General features: G+C 54.9%; 22 protein-coding genes. 6 read left to right on the top strand and 16 right to left on the bottom strand.

The window, feature by feature from the left end:
* Window positions 1-20: 20 nt before the first annotated feature.
* Window positions 21-308: a heavy-metal-associated domain-containing protein gene (locus DPQ25_RS04560; RefSeq protein WP_177576836.1), complete on the bottom strand. Its 288-nt coding sequence runs from the start codon at window positions 306-308 to the stop codon at window positions 21-23.
* 868 nt (window positions 309-1,176) lie between these two features.
* On the opposite strand from DPQ25_RS04560, the gene DPQ25_RS04550 reads away from it, so the two are divergent.
* The gene (locus DPQ25_RS04550) at window positions 1,177-1,809 is read left to right on the top strand and encodes an SPL family radical SAM protein (protein ID WP_330409838.1); all 633 of its coding nucleotides are present in this window, start codon (window positions 1,177-1,179) and stop codon (window positions 1,807-1,809) included.
* A gap of 153 nt (window positions 1,810-1,962) precedes the next feature.
* Here DPQ25_RS04550 and DPQ25_RS04545 read toward each other — a convergent pair whose 3' ends face one another.
* From DPQ25_RS04545 to DPQ25_RS04490, 11 genes are all read right to left on the bottom strand, one after another.
* On the bottom strand, window positions 1,963-3,204 hold the full coding sequence (locus tag DPQ25_RS04545) for a hypothetical protein (RefSeq protein ID WP_112331949.1): 1,242 nt from the start codon (window positions 3,202-3,204) through the stop codon (window positions 1,963-1,965).
* Between the two features lie 2 nt (window positions 3,205-3,206).
* A complete protein-coding gene (locus tag DPQ25_RS04540; RefSeq protein WP_112331948.1) occupies window positions 3,207-3,674 on the bottom strand; it encodes an RNA polymerase sigma factor in 468 nt (155 codons plus the stop codon).
* A 141-nt stretch (window positions 3,675-3,815) separates the two neighbouring features.
* Window positions 3,816-4,235 (bottom strand): DUF3592 domain-containing protein, encoded by a 420-nt coding sequence (locus DPQ25_RS04535; RefSeq protein WP_177576835.1) that lies wholly within the window; start codon window positions 4,233-4,235, stop codon window positions 3,816-3,818.
* Between the two features lie 214 nt (window positions 4,236-4,449).
* Entirely contained in the window at window positions 4,450-5,301 is an 852-nt protein-coding gene (locus DPQ25_RS04525; protein WP_112331945.1) for a DUF3298 and DUF4163 domain-containing protein, read from the bottom strand.
* A 1-nt stretch (window position 5,302) separates the two neighbouring features.
* Entirely contained in the window at window positions 5,303-5,794 is a 492-nt protein-coding gene (locus DPQ25_RS04520) for an RNA polymerase sigma factor (protein WP_112331944.1), read from the bottom strand.
* Between the two features lie 70 nt (window positions 5,795-5,864).
* Window positions 5,865-6,380, bottom strand: coding sequence for a DUF4358 domain-containing protein (locus tag DPQ25_RS04515; RefSeq protein WP_112331943.1), 516 nt, complete (start codon window positions 6,378-6,380; stop codon window positions 5,865-5,867).
* 20 nt (window positions 6,381-6,400) lie between these two features.
* Window positions 6,401-7,318 carry a GDSL-type esterase/lipase family protein gene (locus DPQ25_RS04510; RefSeq protein WP_177576834.1) on the bottom strand — a complete coding sequence of 306 codons (918 nt, stop codon included), beginning with the start codon at window positions 7,316-7,318 and terminating at the stop codon, window positions 6,401-6,403.
* Between the two features lie 481 nt (window positions 7,319-7,799).
* Complete coding sequence (locus DPQ25_RS04505) at window positions 7,800-9,725, bottom strand: glycoside hydrolase family 38 C-terminal domain-containing protein (protein WP_242978231.1); 1,926 nt, start codon at window positions 9,723-9,725, stop codon at window positions 7,800-7,802.
* The gene (locus DPQ25_RS15015; RefSeq protein ID WP_242978218.1) at window positions 9,650-10,402 is read right to left on the bottom strand and encodes a glycoside hydrolase family 38 N-terminal domain-containing protein; all 753 of its coding nucleotides are present in this window, start codon (window positions 10,400-10,402) and stop codon (window positions 9,650-9,652) included. The genes DPQ25_RS04505 and DPQ25_RS15015 overlap by 76 nt, the downstream gene beginning before the upstream one ends.
* A gap of 137 nt (window positions 10,403-10,539) precedes the next feature.
* Entirely contained in the window at window positions 10,540-11,016 is a 477-nt protein-coding gene (locus tag DPQ25_RS04495) for a pyridoxamine 5'-phosphate oxidase family protein (RefSeq protein ID WP_112331940.1), read from the bottom strand.
* 192 nt (window positions 11,017-11,208) lie between these two features.
* Window positions 11,209-12,210 (bottom strand): NAD-dependent epimerase/dehydratase family protein, encoded by a 1,002-nt coding sequence (locus tag DPQ25_RS04490; protein WP_112331939.1) that lies wholly within the window; start codon window positions 12,208-12,210, stop codon window positions 11,209-11,211.
* 225 nt (window positions 12,211-12,435) lie between these two features.
* Here DPQ25_RS04490 and DPQ25_RS04485 point away from each other — a divergent pair, with 225 nt between their 5' ends.
* Window positions 12,436-13,038 (top strand): TetR/AcrR family transcriptional regulator, encoded by a 603-nt coding sequence (locus tag DPQ25_RS04485; protein WP_112331938.1) that lies wholly within the window; start codon window positions 12,436-12,438, stop codon window positions 13,036-13,038.
* 286 nt (window positions 13,039-13,324) lie between these two features.
* On the opposite strand, the gene DPQ25_RS04480 is transcribed toward DPQ25_RS04485, so the two are convergent.
* Both DPQ25_RS04480 and DPQ25_RS04475 read right to left on the bottom strand, forming a co-directional pair.
* Entirely contained in the window at window positions 13,325-13,954 is a 630-nt protein-coding gene (locus DPQ25_RS04480) for a VanZ family protein (protein WP_112331937.1), read from the bottom strand.
* A gap of 258 nt (window positions 13,955-14,212) precedes the next feature.
* On the bottom strand, window positions 14,213-15,064 hold the full coding sequence (locus DPQ25_RS04475; RefSeq protein WP_112331936.1) for a D-amino acid aminotransferase: 852 nt from the start codon (window positions 15,062-15,064) through the stop codon (window positions 14,213-14,215).
* Between the two features lie 236 nt (window positions 15,065-15,300).
* Here DPQ25_RS04475 and spoVAE point away from each other — a divergent pair, with 236 nt between their 5' ends.
* A complete protein-coding gene (gene spoVAE / locus DPQ25_RS04470; protein WP_112332047.1) occupies window positions 15,301-15,657 on the top strand; it encodes a stage V sporulation protein AE in 357 nt (118 codons plus the stop codon).
* A 57-nt stretch (window positions 15,658-15,714) separates the two neighbouring features.
* Here the strand turns inward: spoVAE and DPQ25_RS14595 are convergent, their stop codons facing one another.
* Together DPQ25_RS14595 and rpsT are read right to left on the bottom strand one after the other, a co-directional pair.
* Window positions 15,715-15,864 carry a hypothetical protein gene (locus tag DPQ25_RS14595; RefSeq protein ID WP_177576832.1) on the bottom strand — a complete coding sequence of 50 codons (150 nt, stop codon included), beginning with the start codon at window positions 15,862-15,864 and terminating at the stop codon, window positions 15,715-15,717.
* Between the two features lie 198 nt (window positions 15,865-16,062).
* On the bottom strand, window positions 16,063-16,326 hold the full coding sequence (rpsT, locus tag DPQ25_RS04465; RefSeq protein ID WP_112331935.1) for a 30S ribosomal protein S20: 264 nt from the start codon (window positions 16,324-16,326) through the stop codon (window positions 16,063-16,065).
* Window positions 16,327-16,574: 248 nt separating this feature from the next.
* On the opposite strand from rpsT, the gene gpr reads away from it, so the two are divergent.
* The 3 genes from gpr (at window position 16,575) to DPQ25_RS04450 (ending at window position 18,897) form a co-directional block, all read left to right on the top strand.
* Window positions 16,575-17,387, top strand: a complete 813-nt coding sequence (gpr, locus tag DPQ25_RS04460) for a GPR endopeptidase (RefSeq protein ID WP_112331934.1) — start codon at window positions 16,575-16,577, stop codon at window positions 17,385-17,387.
* 247 nt (window positions 17,388-17,634) lie between these two features.
* Window positions 17,635-18,657: a stage II sporulation protein P gene (gene spoIIP, locus DPQ25_RS04455; RefSeq protein WP_177576831.1), complete on the top strand. Its 1,023-nt coding sequence runs from the start codon at window positions 17,635-17,637 to the stop codon at window positions 18,655-18,657.
* Window positions 18,658-18,693: 36 nt separating this feature from the next.
* A complete protein-coding gene (locus tag DPQ25_RS04450; RefSeq protein WP_112331932.1) occupies window positions 18,694-18,897 on the top strand; it encodes a hypothetical protein in 204 nt (67 codons plus the stop codon).
* Window positions 18,898-19,295 lie beyond the last annotated feature (398 nt).

Below are 19,295 nucleotides of genomic sequence, written 5' to 3'. Positions count from 1 at the left end.
TGTCCGGGCGTACGGGTTCCTCAGGTGCCTTCTTCTCCGGTTTTCGCCGCGGGTACGTCTGCACCGGCGCCAACCACCGTGCAGCCTGCCCGGCAAACAGCGGCCCGCAGCGCGGCATCTGGAAGCCTCTCCTGCATATAAATTGCCGCTGTTCCCTTGCTCAGATCCACCTCAGCTCGCACGCCGTCCAGCTCGTTCAGGGCATGCTCAAGGCGCCGCGCACGATGGATGCAGGTCATTCCGTCAATCTCTAAAAGCTTTAAAAAAGGGTAACCTTTTGCTCTGCCGCCCGGGGCTCCTTTGAGCAATCCATCTTCTCCCCCACAGCAGCTCGAAACCAGCTTTTTGGCATATCTCCGAACGGAAAATACCACAATCATAACGAATATACAAATTATGGCGGCGATACCCATTATAAACCAACTCCTTTTCATGCTTCTTTTTTAACTAGTTAGTTATAACTAACCGTCTTGTATATAAAAATCACCCGCAAATTTCAGGGGGGCGATTCTTTTTCTATCATAAACCGTGTCTTTTCCTGTGTCAATACGATCTGCCCCAAAGCATAGCCCTGCGCTGTAAAAACTATGCAAAAGGCAGGATTGTGCTCTTTTTTGTGAAAATATGCGACAAGCCTTGACTTCTATGGAATAAGCCGATAAAATAATAAACAATCATTTTGTGAAATAGCAATATAAATCTTACTAAAACCGGCCAAATAATAAAAACAATGCTGGATAAATAGCAATAACGCCGAATGATCCGAAAATTTGCGGCCTAAAGGCCTAACATTCTGCTATTGCTAAAAAGCTTTATACTTTGGTAATACGTATGCTTATAATCACAATAAAAATTGGTGATATTTCATGTTTTATGGCTTGAATGAGGATAAAAAAACCCGTTTCTGGCGTTTATGTCCCAAGAAACAGGCTTATGTAAAAGGTATACCATTGCTCCATTTTGAATATGATCGTCGATGTGCTCAAGCATGTTTATGTCGGATTCTTCCACCCTGTAGAAGCGTTCGATCCAGGCTAAATTTAACTGAATGAACGCGTTTTTATACTTGTCTTGATATTTAATAATTTTCATAAGCTCCCCCTGGCTTTTAAATAGAATATACGTTTTTTCCGGCGTGAAGCAGCCGGAGAAACAGCTCCATAGCCGGCGAGATCCATTCCGTATCAACCGCTGGAAGAAAAATACAGGCGCACAAGGGCGCTGCTGGAGCAAATGCAGGGCAGCGGCTGCACGGTCAGCATTGCCACAAAGTCAGACCTTATTCTGCGCGATCTGGAGCTAATCAGAAGCTTTCCGAACGCCCGGGTATCCTGGTCGGTGAACACGCTGGATGAACAATTTCAGAAGGATATGGACGAAGCTGTCAGTATTGAACGGCGTCTGGCGGCGATGGAAGCATTTCACGACGCAGGCGTGCGGACAACCTGCTTTATTTCTCCGATTTTCCCCGGTATTACAGACGTTCCGGCTATTATTAGAAAAGCGAAAAGCCATTGCAACCTGGTGTGGCTTGAAAATTTAAATCTTCGGGGCGGCTACAAGACGGTAATATTAGACTATATTGCGGAAAAATATACCGGGCTTGCACCGCTTTATGAGGCCGTTTACAAGAAGGGCGACCGCAGCTATTGGGCCATGCTGGATGAAGAAATGCGGCGTTTTACCAGGGAAGAGGGCCTGCTCTATGTTCGCAATGACGATTCGGTAAAGCGTCCGTTTGAGGAACCGCCCATTGTCGTCAATTACTTTTTTCACGAGGAGATCATCCCCTCGGCAAAAAAGAAATAGGGGAAATTGAAAGCCTTGCCTACCCTCCGCGCGCCGCGCACATTTTTGCGCAAGACAGCCCGTACCCGGAAAAATCGCTTCTGGCAATTTCCGGGTACGGGCTGCTTTTATAGCCGCTGCTCCGGCCGCGGCCGGGGCTCCTGTGCGGCTGTGTTAGCTCATCATGTAAACCTCGGTGCAGATGTTGCCGCCGTTGTCCGGCTGGGAACTGCCGGCGATCTGCCGCAGCAAGTCCTGCAGCGTCAGGCCGGTCATCTGCTCGATTCCCTCCGCATCCACAATAAAGCCGTTGACGGCTCCCATACGCTGGGAGATGGCTCCCTGCGCCACGCCGGGCATCACCAAAAAACCGTTGCAGCTCAGCGAGGCGATGGCCTCCATGTCCTCCGCGGTGACATCCCCGGCGAAGATGGCAAAGCCGTTGACGGTCAGGGTGATCTTGTCGCCGCTGCTGGCCATGGTCTTGAGGCGGTCGTGGGAGAACAGCTCCCAGCCGTTGATTTGGTAAAGACGCCCCTCATAGATCTGGTAGCTGTCTGCTTCGCCTACCGCCTTAAAGGCCTTGGCGCAGGCGGATGGCATGCTGGCGCAGCCCTTGACCAGGATGGACTCAAATTCATCGAGGTACCGGGCGTCCTTCTTTTCAATCAGCAGCGAGCCGCGCACATAGAGTTTTTTGCCATACAGCACCGACGTGGCCTCGTTCAGGGTAAGCGGGCCCGTCACGGTGTAGCCATCCGGAACCAGCGTACAGCATGGGGTCTCAAACAAAGCGGCATACCGGCCGTGGAGGCCCTCGGGCATAAAGAGGCGGTCGCAGGCAATGTGCAGGCCGCGCTTCACCGCTTGCTTTAAGTCGTCTTCCTCAAAGGCGGACACCTCGCCGGCAACCCAGACCTGCCGCTCCTGTTCCGGCGTTTCAGCCAGGATCCCGCCGGGGGTGTGATCCCCCAGGAGGATGACGGAGCTGTCTGGATAAGGCCGCTTGCCCCCATTGACGCGGGCCAGCGGATCCTGGCTGCAGGAAGCGGGGTAATAGACCGTGCCGGTTACAACAACGCTCTCCGCGTTTTCGAAGATATGGATGCCGTTGCCCTTGAGGATGACGTCGCCTGTTACAATCAGGAATTTGCCGCTGAAATCCGCGCCGTCCTCAAACGTACCGCCCGGCATCTGCACAAATTCTCCTTGAAAATCCGTAATGATGGAATTTCCACAGCTGATATTCGCGCCCTTGGTCAGCAGCTTTGCGTTAACGGCGCTGGAGGCAATGTAGGCACCGCAGGCGAGGTTGATGCTTTCGTATTGATCCAGAAAATTTGCATGGTCGCGTACCATACAGGCGACCTCGCAGCTGATATTAAGGCGGTTTTGCTGTAAAAGCTGTTCAAACATGGTTAGTCTCCTTTCATCATTGCACGCATGAGCCCCAACGCGGTCCGAAGCCTGGTTCGTGCGGTGGAAGCGGGAATATGCATGGCCTGCCCAATTTCAGCAGAATTGAAGCCCCGGTAATATTTCAGGTATACAGGGGCCCGCAGCCCGGGGGGCAGACGGCTGAGCATGCTCTCCGCCAGAATCCGGTCGCTGGGGTCGTTGAACGGGATTTCTGCCGGGGAGGAGCCCTCCAGCGAAACGAGACGCGCCTCTTTTCGCTTCATGTCGACCAAAGCATTGCGCGCCGCCGCATATAGCCAGGCCTTCATGGCCGGTTCGGGCATGGCCTCCAGCATGGCGCGGTTGACCAGCGCCTGGGTAAATGCCTGCGAAACCGCGTCGTTTGCCGCTGTCTCGTCGCGGGAAAAACGGATCATAGCTTGCAGCATTGGCCCGCTGTACTTGCGGTACGCTGTGTCGATCAACACATTACAACCCTCCCTTTGCTTATTAAGACGTTTGAAACGGGCCGGGTGTTTGCGAAAAAGGAAAACGCATAAAAATAAATCCGGCCAGGCATATCAGTACGCCGGGCCGCAGGGAATTGTATTTGACGGATTTCTTCAGCGTTAACCCGCCGCTGGCCTGCTCCTGGGGCTTTTCAGCAGGATCGCCGCGCAGATGGGAAGGGCTAAAAAATAGGGCGCGTAGGGGTCCAGGCCAGGACCAGGTTTATGGTATGAGGAGCGCGCGGGGGCCTCGGGGTCGTACCACACGGCTACCGCGGCGCCGGCATCCGGCCAGCTGCTGGTTGAGCTGTGGTAAATTTCGCTTCCCCGATAGTCTTTGCCGTTTACCGTGTAGGCGTAGTAAACCCGGGTGCGGAAATCCTTCAAGCGCTCCTGCTTTAAAAAGCTGCCGGGGGCCGGGGCCCAGTCCTTGTATTGCTCGGTTCTTGCGGCCTTTATCAGCTGTGAGCTGATAAAGGTTACAAGCAGGATGAGAGCCAGCAGCAGAAATTTAAACCGGACGGGGTTGTGAATTTTCATTTGGCCTCCTTTTATCATTCGGCGCATAATGGCACAAAGCCTGACCCGCTGTGAAAAATGCAGCGGAAAATAAAAAAGCGGGTACCGCTCTCGTCCGGCATCCCGCTGAGTATATCATTTTCTCCGTCACGGGCACAGGGCTTCTCCGAAAGTCCGTGCCGGCGGAGCCTGCGCGCTGACATCGGGGCCGCAAGCCCGGATCGCGGAGAAGGCATCATGGCGTAATCTCAAATTCCTGAATGCCCATAGAGCCCGGTGCGATCTCATATTTCTCAAAGACGATCACCGGGTTCCCACGGTCATTGATAAAAAAGCTCTGGTCCGGCTTGATCCCCTGAAAGCCCATCTCGCCCTCAAAGTAATCCAAGTCCGGGTTGGCGGCCTCCCGGCGCGCGATTTGCTGCCGGATGGAGGCGTTGACATGTTCCTCGTAGCCGTCGCCAAGCAGATCCTGCAAAGTCAGGTCGTTGCCGGTTGCCATGTCAATGTTGTAGCAGAACAGCTGCGTATAAGCGCTGGCACGGACCTCCGTGCTTTCCAGCACAAACGAGAGAATTTGTTGGTTGGAGCATTTTACGGAATAATCCACGGTGACAATTACCGGCATGAAGTCCCCGGCGCTTCCGCCCGTTGCACGGTAGGCCTCCCACTCCTGCTGCGCACGGGTTTTGGCCTTGGCGACGATGCCGTCGATTTTTGTCTGAATTTCCTGGTTTACGCGTTTTTCAAGCGCTGTGTTTCCGGTTTGGGAGAGGGCGGGTACCCGCACGTCGATATTCTTCATCGGATCCTTCTCGGAATAGGAGCGAAAGGTAAAGATTTTTGCCACTTCGCCGAGGAGCGGCACCTGAGAGACCGTCTGCGCAAACACCTCGCTGCAATTGAGCAGGGTGACGAATAAAAAGCATAAGCACACAAGGGCGGGCGCCATTACGCGGGCCCATCTAGTCTTTTGGGGCCTTTCACGCAGGCAGGAACGCACCAGGTAGGGGAGCGCCTCTGGCACGGGCGTTTCCTCATAGCATTTCCGGGCCTGCCGCAGCCGCTGTTTTGAATCCGGTTTCATGCTACTCCTCCTCTAAATCAAGCCGCAGCAGCTTTAGCGCCTTATAAAGCCTCGACTTTACCGTGCTCAGGTTCATATGCATAATCGCTGCGATCTCCTCCAGCTTCATGTCCTCAAAAAATCGAAGCTCGACCACGGCCCGAAGCTTGGGGTCCAGGGCTTTCAGCGCGTGGCGCAGGTCCATAACCGCCGCTTGTACGGCCTGGGGGTCCTCCATTGTGCCTGGGCCCCGCTCCTCCAGTACGGCTGTTTCCATTGGTAGCACCTTGCCGTGGCGCCGGTACCAGGACACGCATTCATTTACCAGGATGCGGTAAAACCAGGTCTGCATATACTGCGGGTTCCGCAGGGTGGAAAATTTGGCAATGCCCTTTAGAACGGCCTCCTGAACGATGTCGAGCGCTGCATCCGGATTGTGTGTATAGCTAAAAGAGAGCCGGTAAAACCGCTCCTGATTCTCCGTTATGTAGCGTTCAAATTCTTCCCTGCGCACTGGCGTGGCCCCTTCCGTTTTCGGGCTTATATCTCGCCCGGTTTAAAAGGCGGGCCGAATTTGCACCTGGTCAGGAAAAGGCCTTGTCAATAATGGATTTTGCCTTTTCGTTGTCGTCTGAGATGCACAAAATGACATACTGACCCTTAACCTCTAAAACGGGGTTTTTCAGCTTTGTCAATTCCTGTGCGTTATAGTCCTCAAAGCCTGTGCGCTGATAATCGATGCGTTCCTCCAGGGCTTTTTTTACAATATCGACCTTTTCGGGGCTGGCTGCATACCAAACGGCGATTTCCTCGGCGGTTGCGCCGGTGCTTACATAAACCTTGCCCTCCGTTACGGCATCCGCATCCAGCAGGTAGACCTCACGGGCCTTTTCCCCGTCCATTGCCGTCAGCTGGTCCTGGAACGGGATCCCCTTGCTTAGGCTATCCGCCAGGGCGGCGGCCTGCCCGGCCGGCTCCTTCTGTACAGCCGGGCCGGAAGCCTGCGGGTCCTGCTGCTGGCAGGCAGACAGCCCCGCCAGCATGAGCGCGCCTGCCAGTAACGTTACGGCAATCGCCGTCAATCTTTTTTTCAATTTCATTATAAATAACCTCTTTCTGTCTATTTTACATTGGCCTTCAGGTATTCAGCCCATTTCCTGCAATAGTCTACGTTGGGGTGGATGCCGTCCGTCGCCGCCCCTGCGGGGAGGGCCCCCGCGCTGTCCATCAGGGCCTTGTTGACCTCCAGGTAGACAGCCCCCTTTTCCTCCGCCATTTTTTGAATCTGCTCGTTAAAGCGATTGATGTTGGCGTTGTTAATAACGGGGTCGGAATCGGATTTCTTTTTGGATACCGGCAGGATGGACTGCACATAGATGGTGGCGTTTGGCTGGCTGGAGCGGACGGCATCGATTAGCTTGCTGTAATTGCCGGTAAAGGTCTCCATACTTGGCCAGCCCAGATCATTGATCCCCAGCATAATATATACCCGTTTATGCTGCGGCTCCTGCCGCAGCGCATCGGCTACCGTCGCCATGCCGGACCCGGTGCGGATGGATGCTTTGGTAAAGATGGTGTTTACCGCCAATCCCTTATTTGACAGAAACGAAGCGCCCTGTACCACGCCGTAGACGTTCAGCGCCTCCGTTCGGCTGTCCCCAATAAACAGCGCATCGGAAAAATCGCCCTGCTTCACCGGCGCCGTGGCGCTGGCACTTGGGACGGCTTCCGGCTCTTCGGCGGAGGAAACCGGCCGGCTTTCCTCCGCGGCGCTTGAAGGCTCCTCCGGCTCGGAGGAAACCGGATCCGTTGAAGAGGCCTCCTCCACTGTGGACGAAGGCTGCTGTGAGCTTTCCTGCGCTGGCGATGATGAAAGCACGATGCTGTCCGGCGGAAAGACTGCCTTTACAGCTAAAACGCCCAATACTGCCAGCAGGCAGCAGCCCAGGCCGATACCGGCAATAACCAAAAGCTTGTTCAGCGGCTTACGGCCGTCCTCGCCCTTCATATATTTGGGCTTTCCTCCATTTTTGCTCATCATACCCCATCCTTACCTTAGTTTCTTAAAATAGAAGAGCCTTTTACCCGCGGCGTGGGCTTCGTTTGCCGCGCTTACCTTTTTTAGACGCTGTGCGCCCCTGAAAAGTTGCCGTGCAAAAAAATATTTTAGGGGCGTGGGCTGCCTGCCTCTAAAAAGCAAATCAGGCAGCGCTTTATAAAGGCCGGTATGATTCGGCCCCGGGCGCGGAGATAAAGCGCTGAAAAAGATTTATAGGTTATTATAGATTATTTTTCTGAAAATATTTGCCATAAGGAGCAGAGTTTTTGTCCCCGGCTGGTTTACGCTCAAAGCGGCTGAGGGCCGGAGGAGCTCCGGCGGCAGCTCGCGGGAGGGCTTCCGGCAACAAGCTGAAAGCTTGTTGCCATTATACCATAAAATTCCTGATCCTTAAACCGATAGTTTAAAAATCAGGAATTTTGTTTGTAGGTTAAGCTGTCGTCAAGGCGTTAGGGGCGGGTCAACGCTCCAAGGGAGAAAACACGCCGTCAAAGCCAAGGGTAACAATTTCGCAGGGACCGGCCTCGAACGCGAGCCGGCCGTCTGTGACGGGCAAGGCTGCTAGCACATCCTCGTGCATATTCATGCGCACGGCGCTGTCAACGGGAAGCGCCAGGGCCAGGCGTGCCTGGACGGATATGGCGCGGGGGTTGTAGAAACGGGCCACAATACGACTGCCGTCCTCTGAAAGCTTGAAGGAGGAGAGCTGCAGGCCGCCCTCTTCCAGCGCCAGGAAGCTCTGGCAGGCGGGGATGCGCCCCTCATGGCTGCCGGTTTGGGTGCTGCGGAGGCCGGTGTTAAACTGAGCGGCCTTCTGCAGAACAATGTCCGGCAGCGCCCCGCCCTGGGTGGCAAAGGGATAAATAGCATACTCCATGTCGAAGCCGCCGAGGCATTGAGTCTCGGAATACTCGTCGTTGTAGCGCTCAAAGAAGCCGCGGTAGAGGGCCCCCTGCCCGCGGATAATGGAAAGCGCCAGCGTGCCGTTGCCGTCGTCCAGGTAATCGTACTGGTGCAGGCCTTTTTCTAAGATGGCAAGGCCGCGCTGCTCACCGCTGACGGCACAGAAAGTCTGTTGAGGCATGGTGCCGTGCAGGCGGGAGCCGGTGCGTTTCTCCAGGGAGAACTGCCCGTCGGCCCAGACGTGGTCGCTTTGAATGCCGGTGGGGAAATAGGCGCGGATCCGGTGGTCCTTGGAGCGGTTGTCTACATGCAGCTGTATGCGCACGACAGGACTGCCGGCATAAACATGCACCAGGTATTCCAGGGAGTTTTTCACAACCTGGGCGGAACGCCCGGCCGCATGGCCGGTCATTTCAAACGGCAGCTCCCACTCCGCCTTTAAACGGCAGGCGGCCTGAAGCGGGCCGTCCTGAAGGAACTCAATATCCCAGCGCAGGCTGCGGCTGTCATGAACGGAACCGCCGGGAATCTGGTTAAAGATATAGGCGTCTCCGCCGTCGCCCTCTTCAATAAAGTAGTTCAGGTCCCGGTAAACATAGCCGGTGGCCTTGTCGGTAAGAGTCAGGGTGCCGTTGTCTGCAACGGAAAGGGTAATGTAAGCGTTTTCGACTGTGCGGCTTTCTTTCGAGACCAGCAGTGCGTCCTCGGGCGCGTTCTCGTTGGCGGCGGCCTTTTCCAGACGAAAAGCCTTTATGCCGAAGGCGGGCAGCGGACCGGCCTGAAGCACGGCCTGGAATACGCGGTCCTTGGCAAAATGCTGCACACTCTTAAAGTCGGAGCGGATAAATTCACGGTCGCGCGCGGCGGTAATCTGGCAGGGGCAGGCATGGCCGTCGCTGTCGGTAACCCGGAAGGCCTCCGGCGCTTCGCTGGAGGGGTAGACAAATTCCACGCAGACGGGCTCATCCGCGGCAAAGGGCTGCGGGTTAAAGACCACAAGCGTGCCGTAGCCGTTTTCTGCCGCCGCAAAACGTGTGTCTGTCTGAGCGGCGAGCGCTTCCAGGGCGACCCGCGCGTAAGTGTCGGAGATATTGCGGCTCTTTTGAAAGCGCGTCATCATTTCGCTGCACACGTCGTTGCCGCTGCAGCCGCAGATGCCGTCGTGTGTATGGTTTTCAAGCAGGTATTTCCACGATTTCGCCAGGAACCCGGCGGGGTACTTCTTCGTCGCGCCGAAGGCTAGGGCGTTCAGGGGCTCTGCAAAGCGGATCAGCGAATCCTGCGCGCGCTGGTTTTCCAGCTTCAAATAAACACGGCTGACGAGCGTGTCCTGTAGGTTGTAGACGATGTCCGGGCTCTCGCGCAGCTCGCCCTCCAGCGTCTGGAACTGATCCCGGTATTGGGCGCTTAAGGCAAAGCAGTCGGAGAGGTTGTCATAGGAGGGGACGCCCAGCGCGGCGGGGTCCTCCGGCGGCGGCAGCATGTCGCCGTTGAAGGTGAGCAGGGTGAAAGGAGCAACCGGCTGGTAGCCGGCCATGTTCTCCGCCTCCTTGATTTTATCCTGAAATTCCTGTGCGTTTTCAACCAGGCGGATGCCCTTGCGCATATGAGCGCCGTCCATAATAGTGCAGGCGCCGTACGGGTAATACATGCCGGTGAGCTCGCTGCCGTCGGCTCCCTTCCAAATGAAGTCCCGCGCGTCCCGGGCGGGCAGCCCCTGGACATAAAGGCATTGTGAATGCCGAATTGGGTGAAGATCTGCGGCAGCTGGGAAATATGCCCGAAGGCGTCCGGCACATAACCGACCTTCATCGGCTCGCCGTAACGGCGGGAGATTTTTTCACCAAGCAGCAGGTTGCGGGCGATGCTCTCGCCAATGGGGAGGCATTCGTCCGGCTGGATATACCAGGGGCCGATCAGCAGGCGGCCCTCCTGGACAAAGCGGGCGATTTCCTCCTCGCGCTCCGGGTAGATCTCAAGGTAATCCTCCAGAACGCTGGTCTGGCCGTCCAGCATGAAGCGGTAGTCGGGCTGGCGGGCGAGAATATCCAGAACGCGGTTGATTACGCCGTCAATATAGATGCGCGTTTGTTCATAGGATACATACCATTCCCGGTCCAAATGGCTGGAACAGACGACAAACAGTTTTTTCTTTTCCACGTGCACTCCTCCAATGCATGAAGCAAAATTCGATGGGAAAAACGTTTCTTACAGCCGGATTATAACACGGGAAAAGAGGAAAGTAAACGCCCCCGAGGCGGATTTATGGATAAAAAATTTTTTTCCGGCTGCATGGCCTACAGGCCGGGCCGGTTGGCCTTTCCGGTAATTTGTTCGGCGGCAATGGCGACAATGCAGACATCATTCCAGGCGGACTCGATTTCCTGGCTGCCCTCCCGCGCGTATTCGGGAGAATATTTTTGAATCAACGCCTGGAGCGCAATGCGGCGCACGGCATCGTCTGCAATAACCCGGGCGCGCCCAAAGACCACAACGCTTTGGTAGCGGGTGGCAAAGCGTTGTGGAACGACCTCGTCGAGGGCCACGACGCAAAACGAGACCTTGTCGTGCCGTTGCAGGCTTTCAAGCTTATGCCCCGCCTTTGCGCAGTGAAAATAAATCTGTCCGTCCTGGTAGACGTAGTTCAGCGGCACGGTGTAGGGGTAGCCGTCGCCGTCCAGCACGCCGAGCACGCCGGTCGGCGCCTTTTCTAAAATTGCCAGGCTTTCCGCCAGGGGCAGCTCCTGCTTGCTTCTTCTCATCTTCGGAAACATATTGAATTTTAACCTCGCTTTCGCAGCTGATTGGGCCCTGCCCCGCCGATGCGGGCGGGCCCTGGTTGATGCGTTTAATTATAGCATGCTTTCCGCCGGGCGGCAATTGTGCGGTGCGAAGGCCTGTGGGCATAAAAAACAGGCGTCCCGTTTTGCCGGAAGGCCTGCTTTTAGCATCATGTTATCGGCCGGTCACAGTGCGGAGCCCAGCTTTCCGCCCTTGAGCCAGGCAATGGTGTCGCGAATGGTTTGGGCGAGGTCCCGGGGACGGTAGCCCAGCTCCACGGTGGCCTTGTCATGGCTGAATTTGTCATTGCTGGAGAGTGTGTACAGCGAGTATTTGGTGTACAGCGGGCGCCGCTTGCGCAGCTTACAGACCCAGCTAATCAGCGGCGCGGCGGCTTTCGCCATCCACATGGGCAGCACGGGCAGCCGCCGTCCGCCGCAGTAGCGTTTAGTCATGTGCAGGACGTCCTTGACCTCATAATGGCGGTTGGAGAGAATGAAGCATTCTCCCGGCTTGCCCTTTTCAATGGCCTTTAGACAGCCGTCGGCAACATCCCGTACATCGACAAAGTCATAACCGCCGTTGACACAGGCGGGGAGCTTACCGTTGATGTAATCATTGACAAGCTGAACCAGGTGGTTGCCGGAGCGGTCATAAGGGCCGAGGATGCCGGACGGGTGCACAACAACGGCATCGAGCCCCTCCTGTACGGCATCCAGCACAGCCTGGGTGGCCTCCGCCTTGGTTTTAGCGTAGCCGCCCACCACCCAGTCCGGGGAAAAGCGCCGGACCTCATGCAAAACCTGAAAGTGGTCCTTTTCCGGAATGGCATGGACCGAGCTGACATACAGCAGCCGCTTGGCCGCGTACTCCCTGCAAAGGGCGATAATATTCCGGGCGCCGTTTACATTTACATCATAGAGCAGCGGGGAAACGTGCTCGGAAATATCAATGATACCGGCGGTATGGATGACGTAGACCTCATAGCCCTGCGTGTTCTCAAACAATGGGCGCAGGCTCTCTATATTTCTTACATCCCCCTCAATGTAGGAAACACCCTCCAGCGCCGCCGCTGTTTCACCCGGCAGAATAAGCCCGCGCACCGGCGCCCCTTTTTTCTGGAGCATGCGCACGATGGTGCCGCCCAGATGTCCGTTGGCCCCGGTCACGATATATAGACGCATCATAAAATTACCTTCTTTGCTTTAGACTCGGTGTTGATTTTCTTTTCTAACAGTATTATATTCAAAGGTAGAGAAGCTCACAATAAGCAAAATCAGGGGCATTGTCCCGTTATTCAACAGTTTGAACAGACATTGTTGAATAATAAAATTGCTTCATAAAAAGTTTTCGGTTTGGACATTTTTTTGTTTTAAGATCAAGCTGTCGACCAGTAAAAGGAGGGTGGATTTATGAAACCAACCGGCAACGACCACCGGACCCGCGTGACAAGAATGCTGATTCGCAAGGCTTTTACGGAGCTGCTGCGCCAGAAGCCGATTCAGGATATTTCCATCAGGGAGCTTTGCGCGGCCGCAGGCATCAACCGCGGCACCTTTTACCTGCATTATAAGGATATTTACGACCTGCGGGATCAGATAGAGGAGGAAATGATGGCGGACTTCCAAAAGGCCCTGTCCCCTTTACTGGAGACGGCTCAGGATGTTTCGCCGGTGAAAATCACCACGGGGATCTTTCAATGCCTGAAGGATAACGCGGACCTCTGCACGGTGACATTGGGGGATTACGGCGACAAGGCGTTTGCCTACCGCTTGGTCAACACCGGCAGGGAAAAATGCCTTACCGCGTACTCCCGTTTTTTCGCCGCCGCCACACCAAAGCAGATTGAGTTTTTCTATGCCTTTGTCAGCGCCGGCTGTATTGGGCTGCTGCAGAAGTGGCTTGCCGAGGGAATGGCCACCAGTGCCGAGGAGGTGGCCGCGATGGCGGAGGATATTATGATGTACGGAATGGGCTTTTTTCAAAAGGGAAGCGAGGGTGCGCTAAAAATATAGCGGCGCCCTTTTAGTATGGCCCCGGTATGGGTAAAGATACAATTCCTATGCGCCTGGTAACGAAAATATAGCTCTTTAACCTTGCGAAGCTGTAAGGCGGAAAAGAAACGGTAAGAGGAAAAGCGGGAACCCTTATTTTATCAATCTTTCCAGCCTGGTTTAAAACAAAAGCGGGGCGCTGTAAGAAAATTCTTTTTAATAAAATCAAAATAGATAAAGCGTTCTACAAACAAGGGGATGAATGGCCTGCCCGTGGATTTCAACCTGTTTAACGAGTAGCGCCGGTTCAGAAATGGTAGAGCAGCCTGGCGAGCCCAAATTCATTAAACAGAAGGAAATGCCCCAGAAACAGTGCGCCGGTGTAAAGGAAGGGCTCGCTTTTAAAGAGTCCGGCGGATTGATATTTTATCCGCCGCAGCGCTGGCCGGAGCAACAGAAACAGGCAATAGCCCAGCAGGGCTCCCAGCGTGTTTAGAATCAGGTCGTCAACATCGGTCCTGCGGTTGTTCAGCAGTTGGCTGGCCTCGATGAGCAGAGAAAGAGAGAAGCCGCTCAGCACCGTAAAAGACAGCCGGCGCAGCGAGGGCCAGATGAGGGGGAGCAGCATCCCAAGCGGAAGAAACAGCAGGATGTTCTGCAGGTAGGCGGCGAAATCGACTTCCCGGGAAAAGGGCAGAAGGTTCACCTGAGCGGACCGGATTTCAAGCCCATAGAGGCTGATGTGGTAGACGGTTCCCGCCCCGGTCAAATAGAAGATGGCGCCGATGTAGGCGGCAAACAGCACCAGCCAAAGAAAATGCCCGGGCGGCAGGCTGAGCCTCTTGGAGGCATAAGCTTTTCTCAGTAGGAATAAAACCGCTGCCGCCGGCAGCAAGACGGTGAGCAGTTCATAGCTTTTTAGGATGAATTCATTCATAAAGTCTTCTCGCTTTCATTTCCAGTTTTATACGGGGATTATTTTACCAATGAATCCTGACGGAACACCGGAGAAAGCCTTACATTTTTCTTACAGCTGGGTGGCTGGAGCCGCCTGAAAAAATACCGGGCGCCTGCAACGCCCGGTACGTAAATTTTTATTGAATTTATATGGCTGAGGGAATGCTCCCGCCCTTTCAGGTGTGTAAAGGGCTTATGGGGGAAAACGGGAGCGGCCGGGCCGGTACGCAAAAAATGTTCAGCCGGCCTGTGGGGTGGTCTCAGTCAGGAATTTTTTCATATAGGCCTGCTGAATAACCTCCAGCAATTCGGGCGCTCTACCGCCCACCGGTTTGCCGTCGATTTCGACGGCGGGCAGGCCGAACACGCTGGATGCAGAAACCACGACCTCGTCCGCCTGCATCATCTCCTCCAGCGTAAAGGCGGTTTCATCTACAGGGATGCCGTTTTCACGGCAGATTTGCAGGATATGCCCGCGGGTGATGCCCGGCAGAATAAGATTGTCGGTCGGAGCGGTACGGAAAACGCCGTCCTTCAGAATGGAGACGTTGCTGTGCGCACATTCGGTAACCCGGTTCCCGCGGTGCAGGACCGTCTCGTCACAGCCGAGCTCAGCCGCTTTTTGAGCGGCCAGAACATTGGGGATCAGATTGAGCGTCTTGATATTACAGTGCAAATAGCGGGTGTCCTCCATGGTGCAAAGCTTCAGCTTTGCGTGGATATCCTTGACGCTGCAGGGCCAGGAGAGCACCCAAAGATTCGGCTTATCCTCCTTGGGAAAGGCATGGGCGCGCATGGCGGTTCCGCGGGTAACCTGCCAGTAGAGCATCTGCTCCGGGCAGTCCACCCGGCGGACCAGCTCACGCAGCAGGCGGCCCATTTCATCCTTCAGCATGGGGGCGGAAATTTTCAGCATCGCGGCGCTGCGGTAGATGCGGTCGATGTGCTCCTCCAGGGCAAAGGGAATGTGGTTGCGGGTGTAGGTGGCATCGTAGACGCCGTCGCCGAAATAGCTGCTTCGGTCGTTTATGGGGATGGTCATCTCTTCAATAGAAGCGATTTTTCCATTATAATAGGCGATGTTTTCCATGTCTGATCCTTTCCGGCAGCTTGGCCCTAATTAAAGAATTAAAAAATCAAGTTTTTTTAACAATACTACGATTTTTAGCAAATGTAAAGCTTGAAAAGCAAAGAGACCAATCGGAGCGCATATTTGCCGCCGCCGGAGTAAAACTAATGCGCGAGAGGGCAAAAGTTTAATAAACAAATGCGGGCCGTCCTGCCGTCAGGCAGCTGGGCGGCGCTTTGTGAAAGGTGGAAATGGTTTTGGATTACGTATGGGCTTTTGTAATTGGCGGCGCAATCTGCGTTATCGGCCAGTTGCTGATTGATTTTACCAAGCTGACCCCGGCCCGGATTCTGGTTTCATTTGTGACGGCGGGCGTCATTTTAACAGCGCTGGGCCTTTACGGCCCGCTGGTCGATTTTGCGGGCGCAGGGGCCACGGTGCCGCTGACGGGCTTTGGCTACCTGATGGCGGAGGGCACCCGGGAGGCCGTGCAGCAGCATGGGCTGCTGGGCGCTTTCTCCGGCGGTGTGGCGGCCAGTGCAGCCGGTATTGCGGCAGCGGTGTTCTTCGGCTATATTGCCGCGCTGCTGTCAAAATCCTCGGATAAAAATTAAGTAAAAAGGGCGGCTGTTTAAACAGCCGCCCTTACATTATAGCCGGGACCCAGGCATTTACTGAATGGAGCAGTCGAGGTAATGCTCCAGTTCCTCTTCGTCCTTCTTTTTTTTCTCAAAAAACAGAGTGGCGGCAACAACGGCAGCCGCTACAGCCGCCAGCGCGGATACAACGGTTATAAAAACAGTAAAGCCACTTTTTTTCATGGACTGAGCACCTCCATTAAATCAATACAAATTTTGATTTTCCTATATTCATCATACTAGATTCTAAATCAAAAGTCAACACAGGCATTGGAAAATAGACAGCCCTGTGCTTGCCGCCGGGCGGGGCTTTACAGCCGGAAGAAGCGCCCCGTAAAAATAAAAAAGCAGGGCCACATTGCCCTGCTCTTTAAACGCGGTTTAAGCGTTTGCAGCATTCAGCTTTTTTGCCAGCTGAGCTTTTTTCCTGGCGGCAGCGTTCTTATGAACGATTCCCTTTGCAGCGGCCTGGTCCAGCTTTTTAACAGCAACACGGACGGCCTCCGCCTTGTCGGCCTGGTTGCCTTCAAGCGCTGCAGCAGCTTTTTTAAGCTCTGTTCTCAGCTCGGAGGTTGCAGCCTTCTTTGCCAGGGTTTTAGCGGCGGTAACTCTTACGCGTTTCTTTGCAGATTTAATGTTGGGCATATTTCCACCTCCTTTGATGTTGTCACGTAGAATATATTTTAGCATTTTCTCTGTAAAAATGCAAGTCTTAAATTTTACTGCTGAGTCGGAAAATACCGCTGATGTTGCTTCTTCCCGAGGTTGTCTGACGGGAAGGGTATTTTTTTACCTGTAAATGGCAAAACTGTTTTGGATAGGATGATAAATTCAGCCGACCCGCGGGGCCGGGCGGCCTCCCCGGGTTATGCTTAGGAAAGGATGTTGAATAAATGGTTTTCCGTACAGATCTGGCGATGGAATATGTGCCCCGCCGGGAACAGCAGCAGGAGGAGCGTGGCGCCTGCAAAATCACACGGCTGACGCACGAGGGGGGAAGGTATGTCACCGTAGAGATGCCGCCGATTTCAGACCATATTGACAGCGGTGAGGAGGTGCTGTCGCTCCTGTCCGGTGAGCTTGCGGCCTTTTTAAAGGGAGAGGGGACGGTGCTGGTAGTGGGAATCGGCAACTGGGACATTACCCCGGATGCCTTGGGGCCGCGGTTTGCACGCAGCGTATTGGCAACGCGCCATATTCGGGGCGAGCTAGCGCGGGTAACGGGGCTGGACGGGCTGCGCCCGGTGGCGGTGGTAGCGCCCGGCGTGCTTGGCAACACGGGGATAGAGGTTCAGGAGATGACGGCGGCCCTGTGTGCGGCCCTGAAGCCCGATGTGGTGGTGGTCGCGGATGCGTTGGCGGCAAAAAGCCTTTCCCGCTTGGGCTGCACGGTGCAGATCAGCGACAGGGGCCTGGCGCCCGGCGGCGGGGTCGGCAACCGCCGCCCCGGCCTTAACGCGGAGACGCTGGGGGCGCCGGTGGTGTCGCTGGGGATTCCCACGGTGGTGGAGGCACGGACATTGGCGGCGGATCTGGCGGGTAGGGATGTGGAGGAACAGGTTTCGCCGCGCGGCGCACAGATGATTGTGACGCCCCGGGAAATCGACCTGCTGGTCATGCGAGGGGCCCGGCTGCTGGGCATGGCGCTGAATACCGCGCTCAATCCCAGCCTGTCGGTTGAGGACTTCGGCCTGCTGCTGGATTAGCCGGGGAAATGCGCCCCAAAAGCGGAGCCGGTATTTTTGGCGGCTCCTCCGCATAGATATTTTACATGGAAAACCCGGCGCATCGTCCAGGGGCAGGGCCCCGCGGCTGCCCGCCGGGGAAAAAGCTTCCGCTCCTGGCAGGGACGTGGAAAACAGGCCGTGTGGAAGGGTGTGTGCAATGAAACGGTGGGGTCAACGGGGCGTTTTAGTTATAACGGCAATTCTGTGCTGTTTGGGCGTGTTTTGTGTGGCGATACGGATGCCGCTTTTTGGGGAACCGGATGCGGTATTGGCTGCGGCGGGCTTTATTTTTCCGGATGGGGCCGCCGGCCTTTTGCGCGAGGATGCCGGCCGGCCGGACGCATCGGCGCAGGAGCCGGAGCCTTCCGCCGCCGCGCAGCAGTCTGAAGCGCCGGCGGGGGAGGAGAGCCAGCCCGCTGAATCAGCCCAAAGCAGCCGGGCGGAGGAGGGGGGCAATTCCTCCGACGGGGCGGTGCCGACGATGGCGGGCGATGGAATCACCGAGATGACAATGGCAAACACAGGCCTGCAATATGGAAACCTGTGGGTGAAAAATTCAAATACAAATCACGGAATTGACATCGGCGAGGAATTAAACCGCCAGCCGGCGGTCAAACTAAAAAGAGACGGAAGTGTGGAAATTCTGATCTACCATACGCATACGACGGAGGCCTTTCAGGGCGAAACCCGTACGCAGGACAATTCGCGCAATGTAGTCGCTGTTGGGGACGAGATTGAAAAGAAGCTGAAGGCGGCGGGCTATGGCGTGGTGCATGACACCACCTGCCACGACTACCCGAGCTACAACGGATCCTATGACCGTTCGGGGGAGACCATCCAGCGGAACCTGGAAAAATACCCCGGCATACAGGTAACGCTGGATATTCACCGCGACGCGCTCGGCTCTAGTGACAACCGCATCAAACCCACCGTGGTCATCAACGGAAAAAAGGCTGCGCAGATTATGGTGGTTTCCGGCTGTGACGACAACGGCCAGCTTGGGTTCCCGGACTGGGAGTACAACCTGCGGCTGGCGGTGCGCATTCAGCGCTCGGTCAGCGATCTATACCCAACCCTGGCCCGCCCGCTTCATTTTTGCCCGAAAAAATATAATGAGCATATGACGCGCGGCTCGCTGCTGGTTGAGTTCGGCACGGACGGCAGCACCCTGGAGGAGGTGCTGTACTCCGGCGAGCTGTTCGGCAACGCGCTGGTGGATACGCTGAACGATTTGGTAGTTGAGGAATAGCTCCGTCAGAATGAAACCAAAGGACGGATGTAAAAAGTGGGTCGTAGATGGAAAGCTTTTTTAACCTCGTTTATTTGTACGTTATTAATCATTTTGTTTGCCGCCGGCCTCAATGAGGTGGACTATCAATGCCGGCAAATCGGTTTTGGAGACGAAAATACACTTTTATACCGGCTGACAGGGAAGCATTTGCGCTTTAACGGCGAATTGCTGGATGAATTGCTTGTTTACTTGATTTAACCTCAATTTATGTGCTATAATATAAAAAAATTGGGCTTATTGCCAGTTTTGGCAGGAAAGGGCATGGCCTAAAAGTAAATTTGCTGCCGCGGCGTTTTCCACTGCCAAGGGCAGCCGCAGCTGGCGGCGGGCCTGTGGGCACGCATTTCACCATTGCCAAAGAGGCGAAGCCCTTTGGCAGTAAATATATAGAAGATCGATTTTTATCCTTGATATTAGTATTTTAAATACGCTATTAAAATAAATAACCGCAATGCTGATTGTTCAGAAATGTGATAGAAGATGGACATAATCTTTCCATATTTTTCTGGTACACTGATCGCGGACATGGGCAAGGGCGCGCCGGACGCTTCATGCGGGAGGCTCCTGCCTTCAACCATTGAAATAAAAAGAGCAAA

The organism is Hydrogeniiclostridium mannosilyticum (genome assembly GCF_003268275.1).
In the GTDB taxonomy this organism is placed as follows: Bacteria; Bacillota; Clostridia; order Oscillospirales; family Acutalibacteraceae; genus Hydrogeniiclostridium; species Hydrogeniiclostridium mannosilyticum.
The sequence above is the reverse complement of the archived record's forward strand: the minus strand, read 5'-3'. Positions and strand labels throughout refer to the sequence as shown.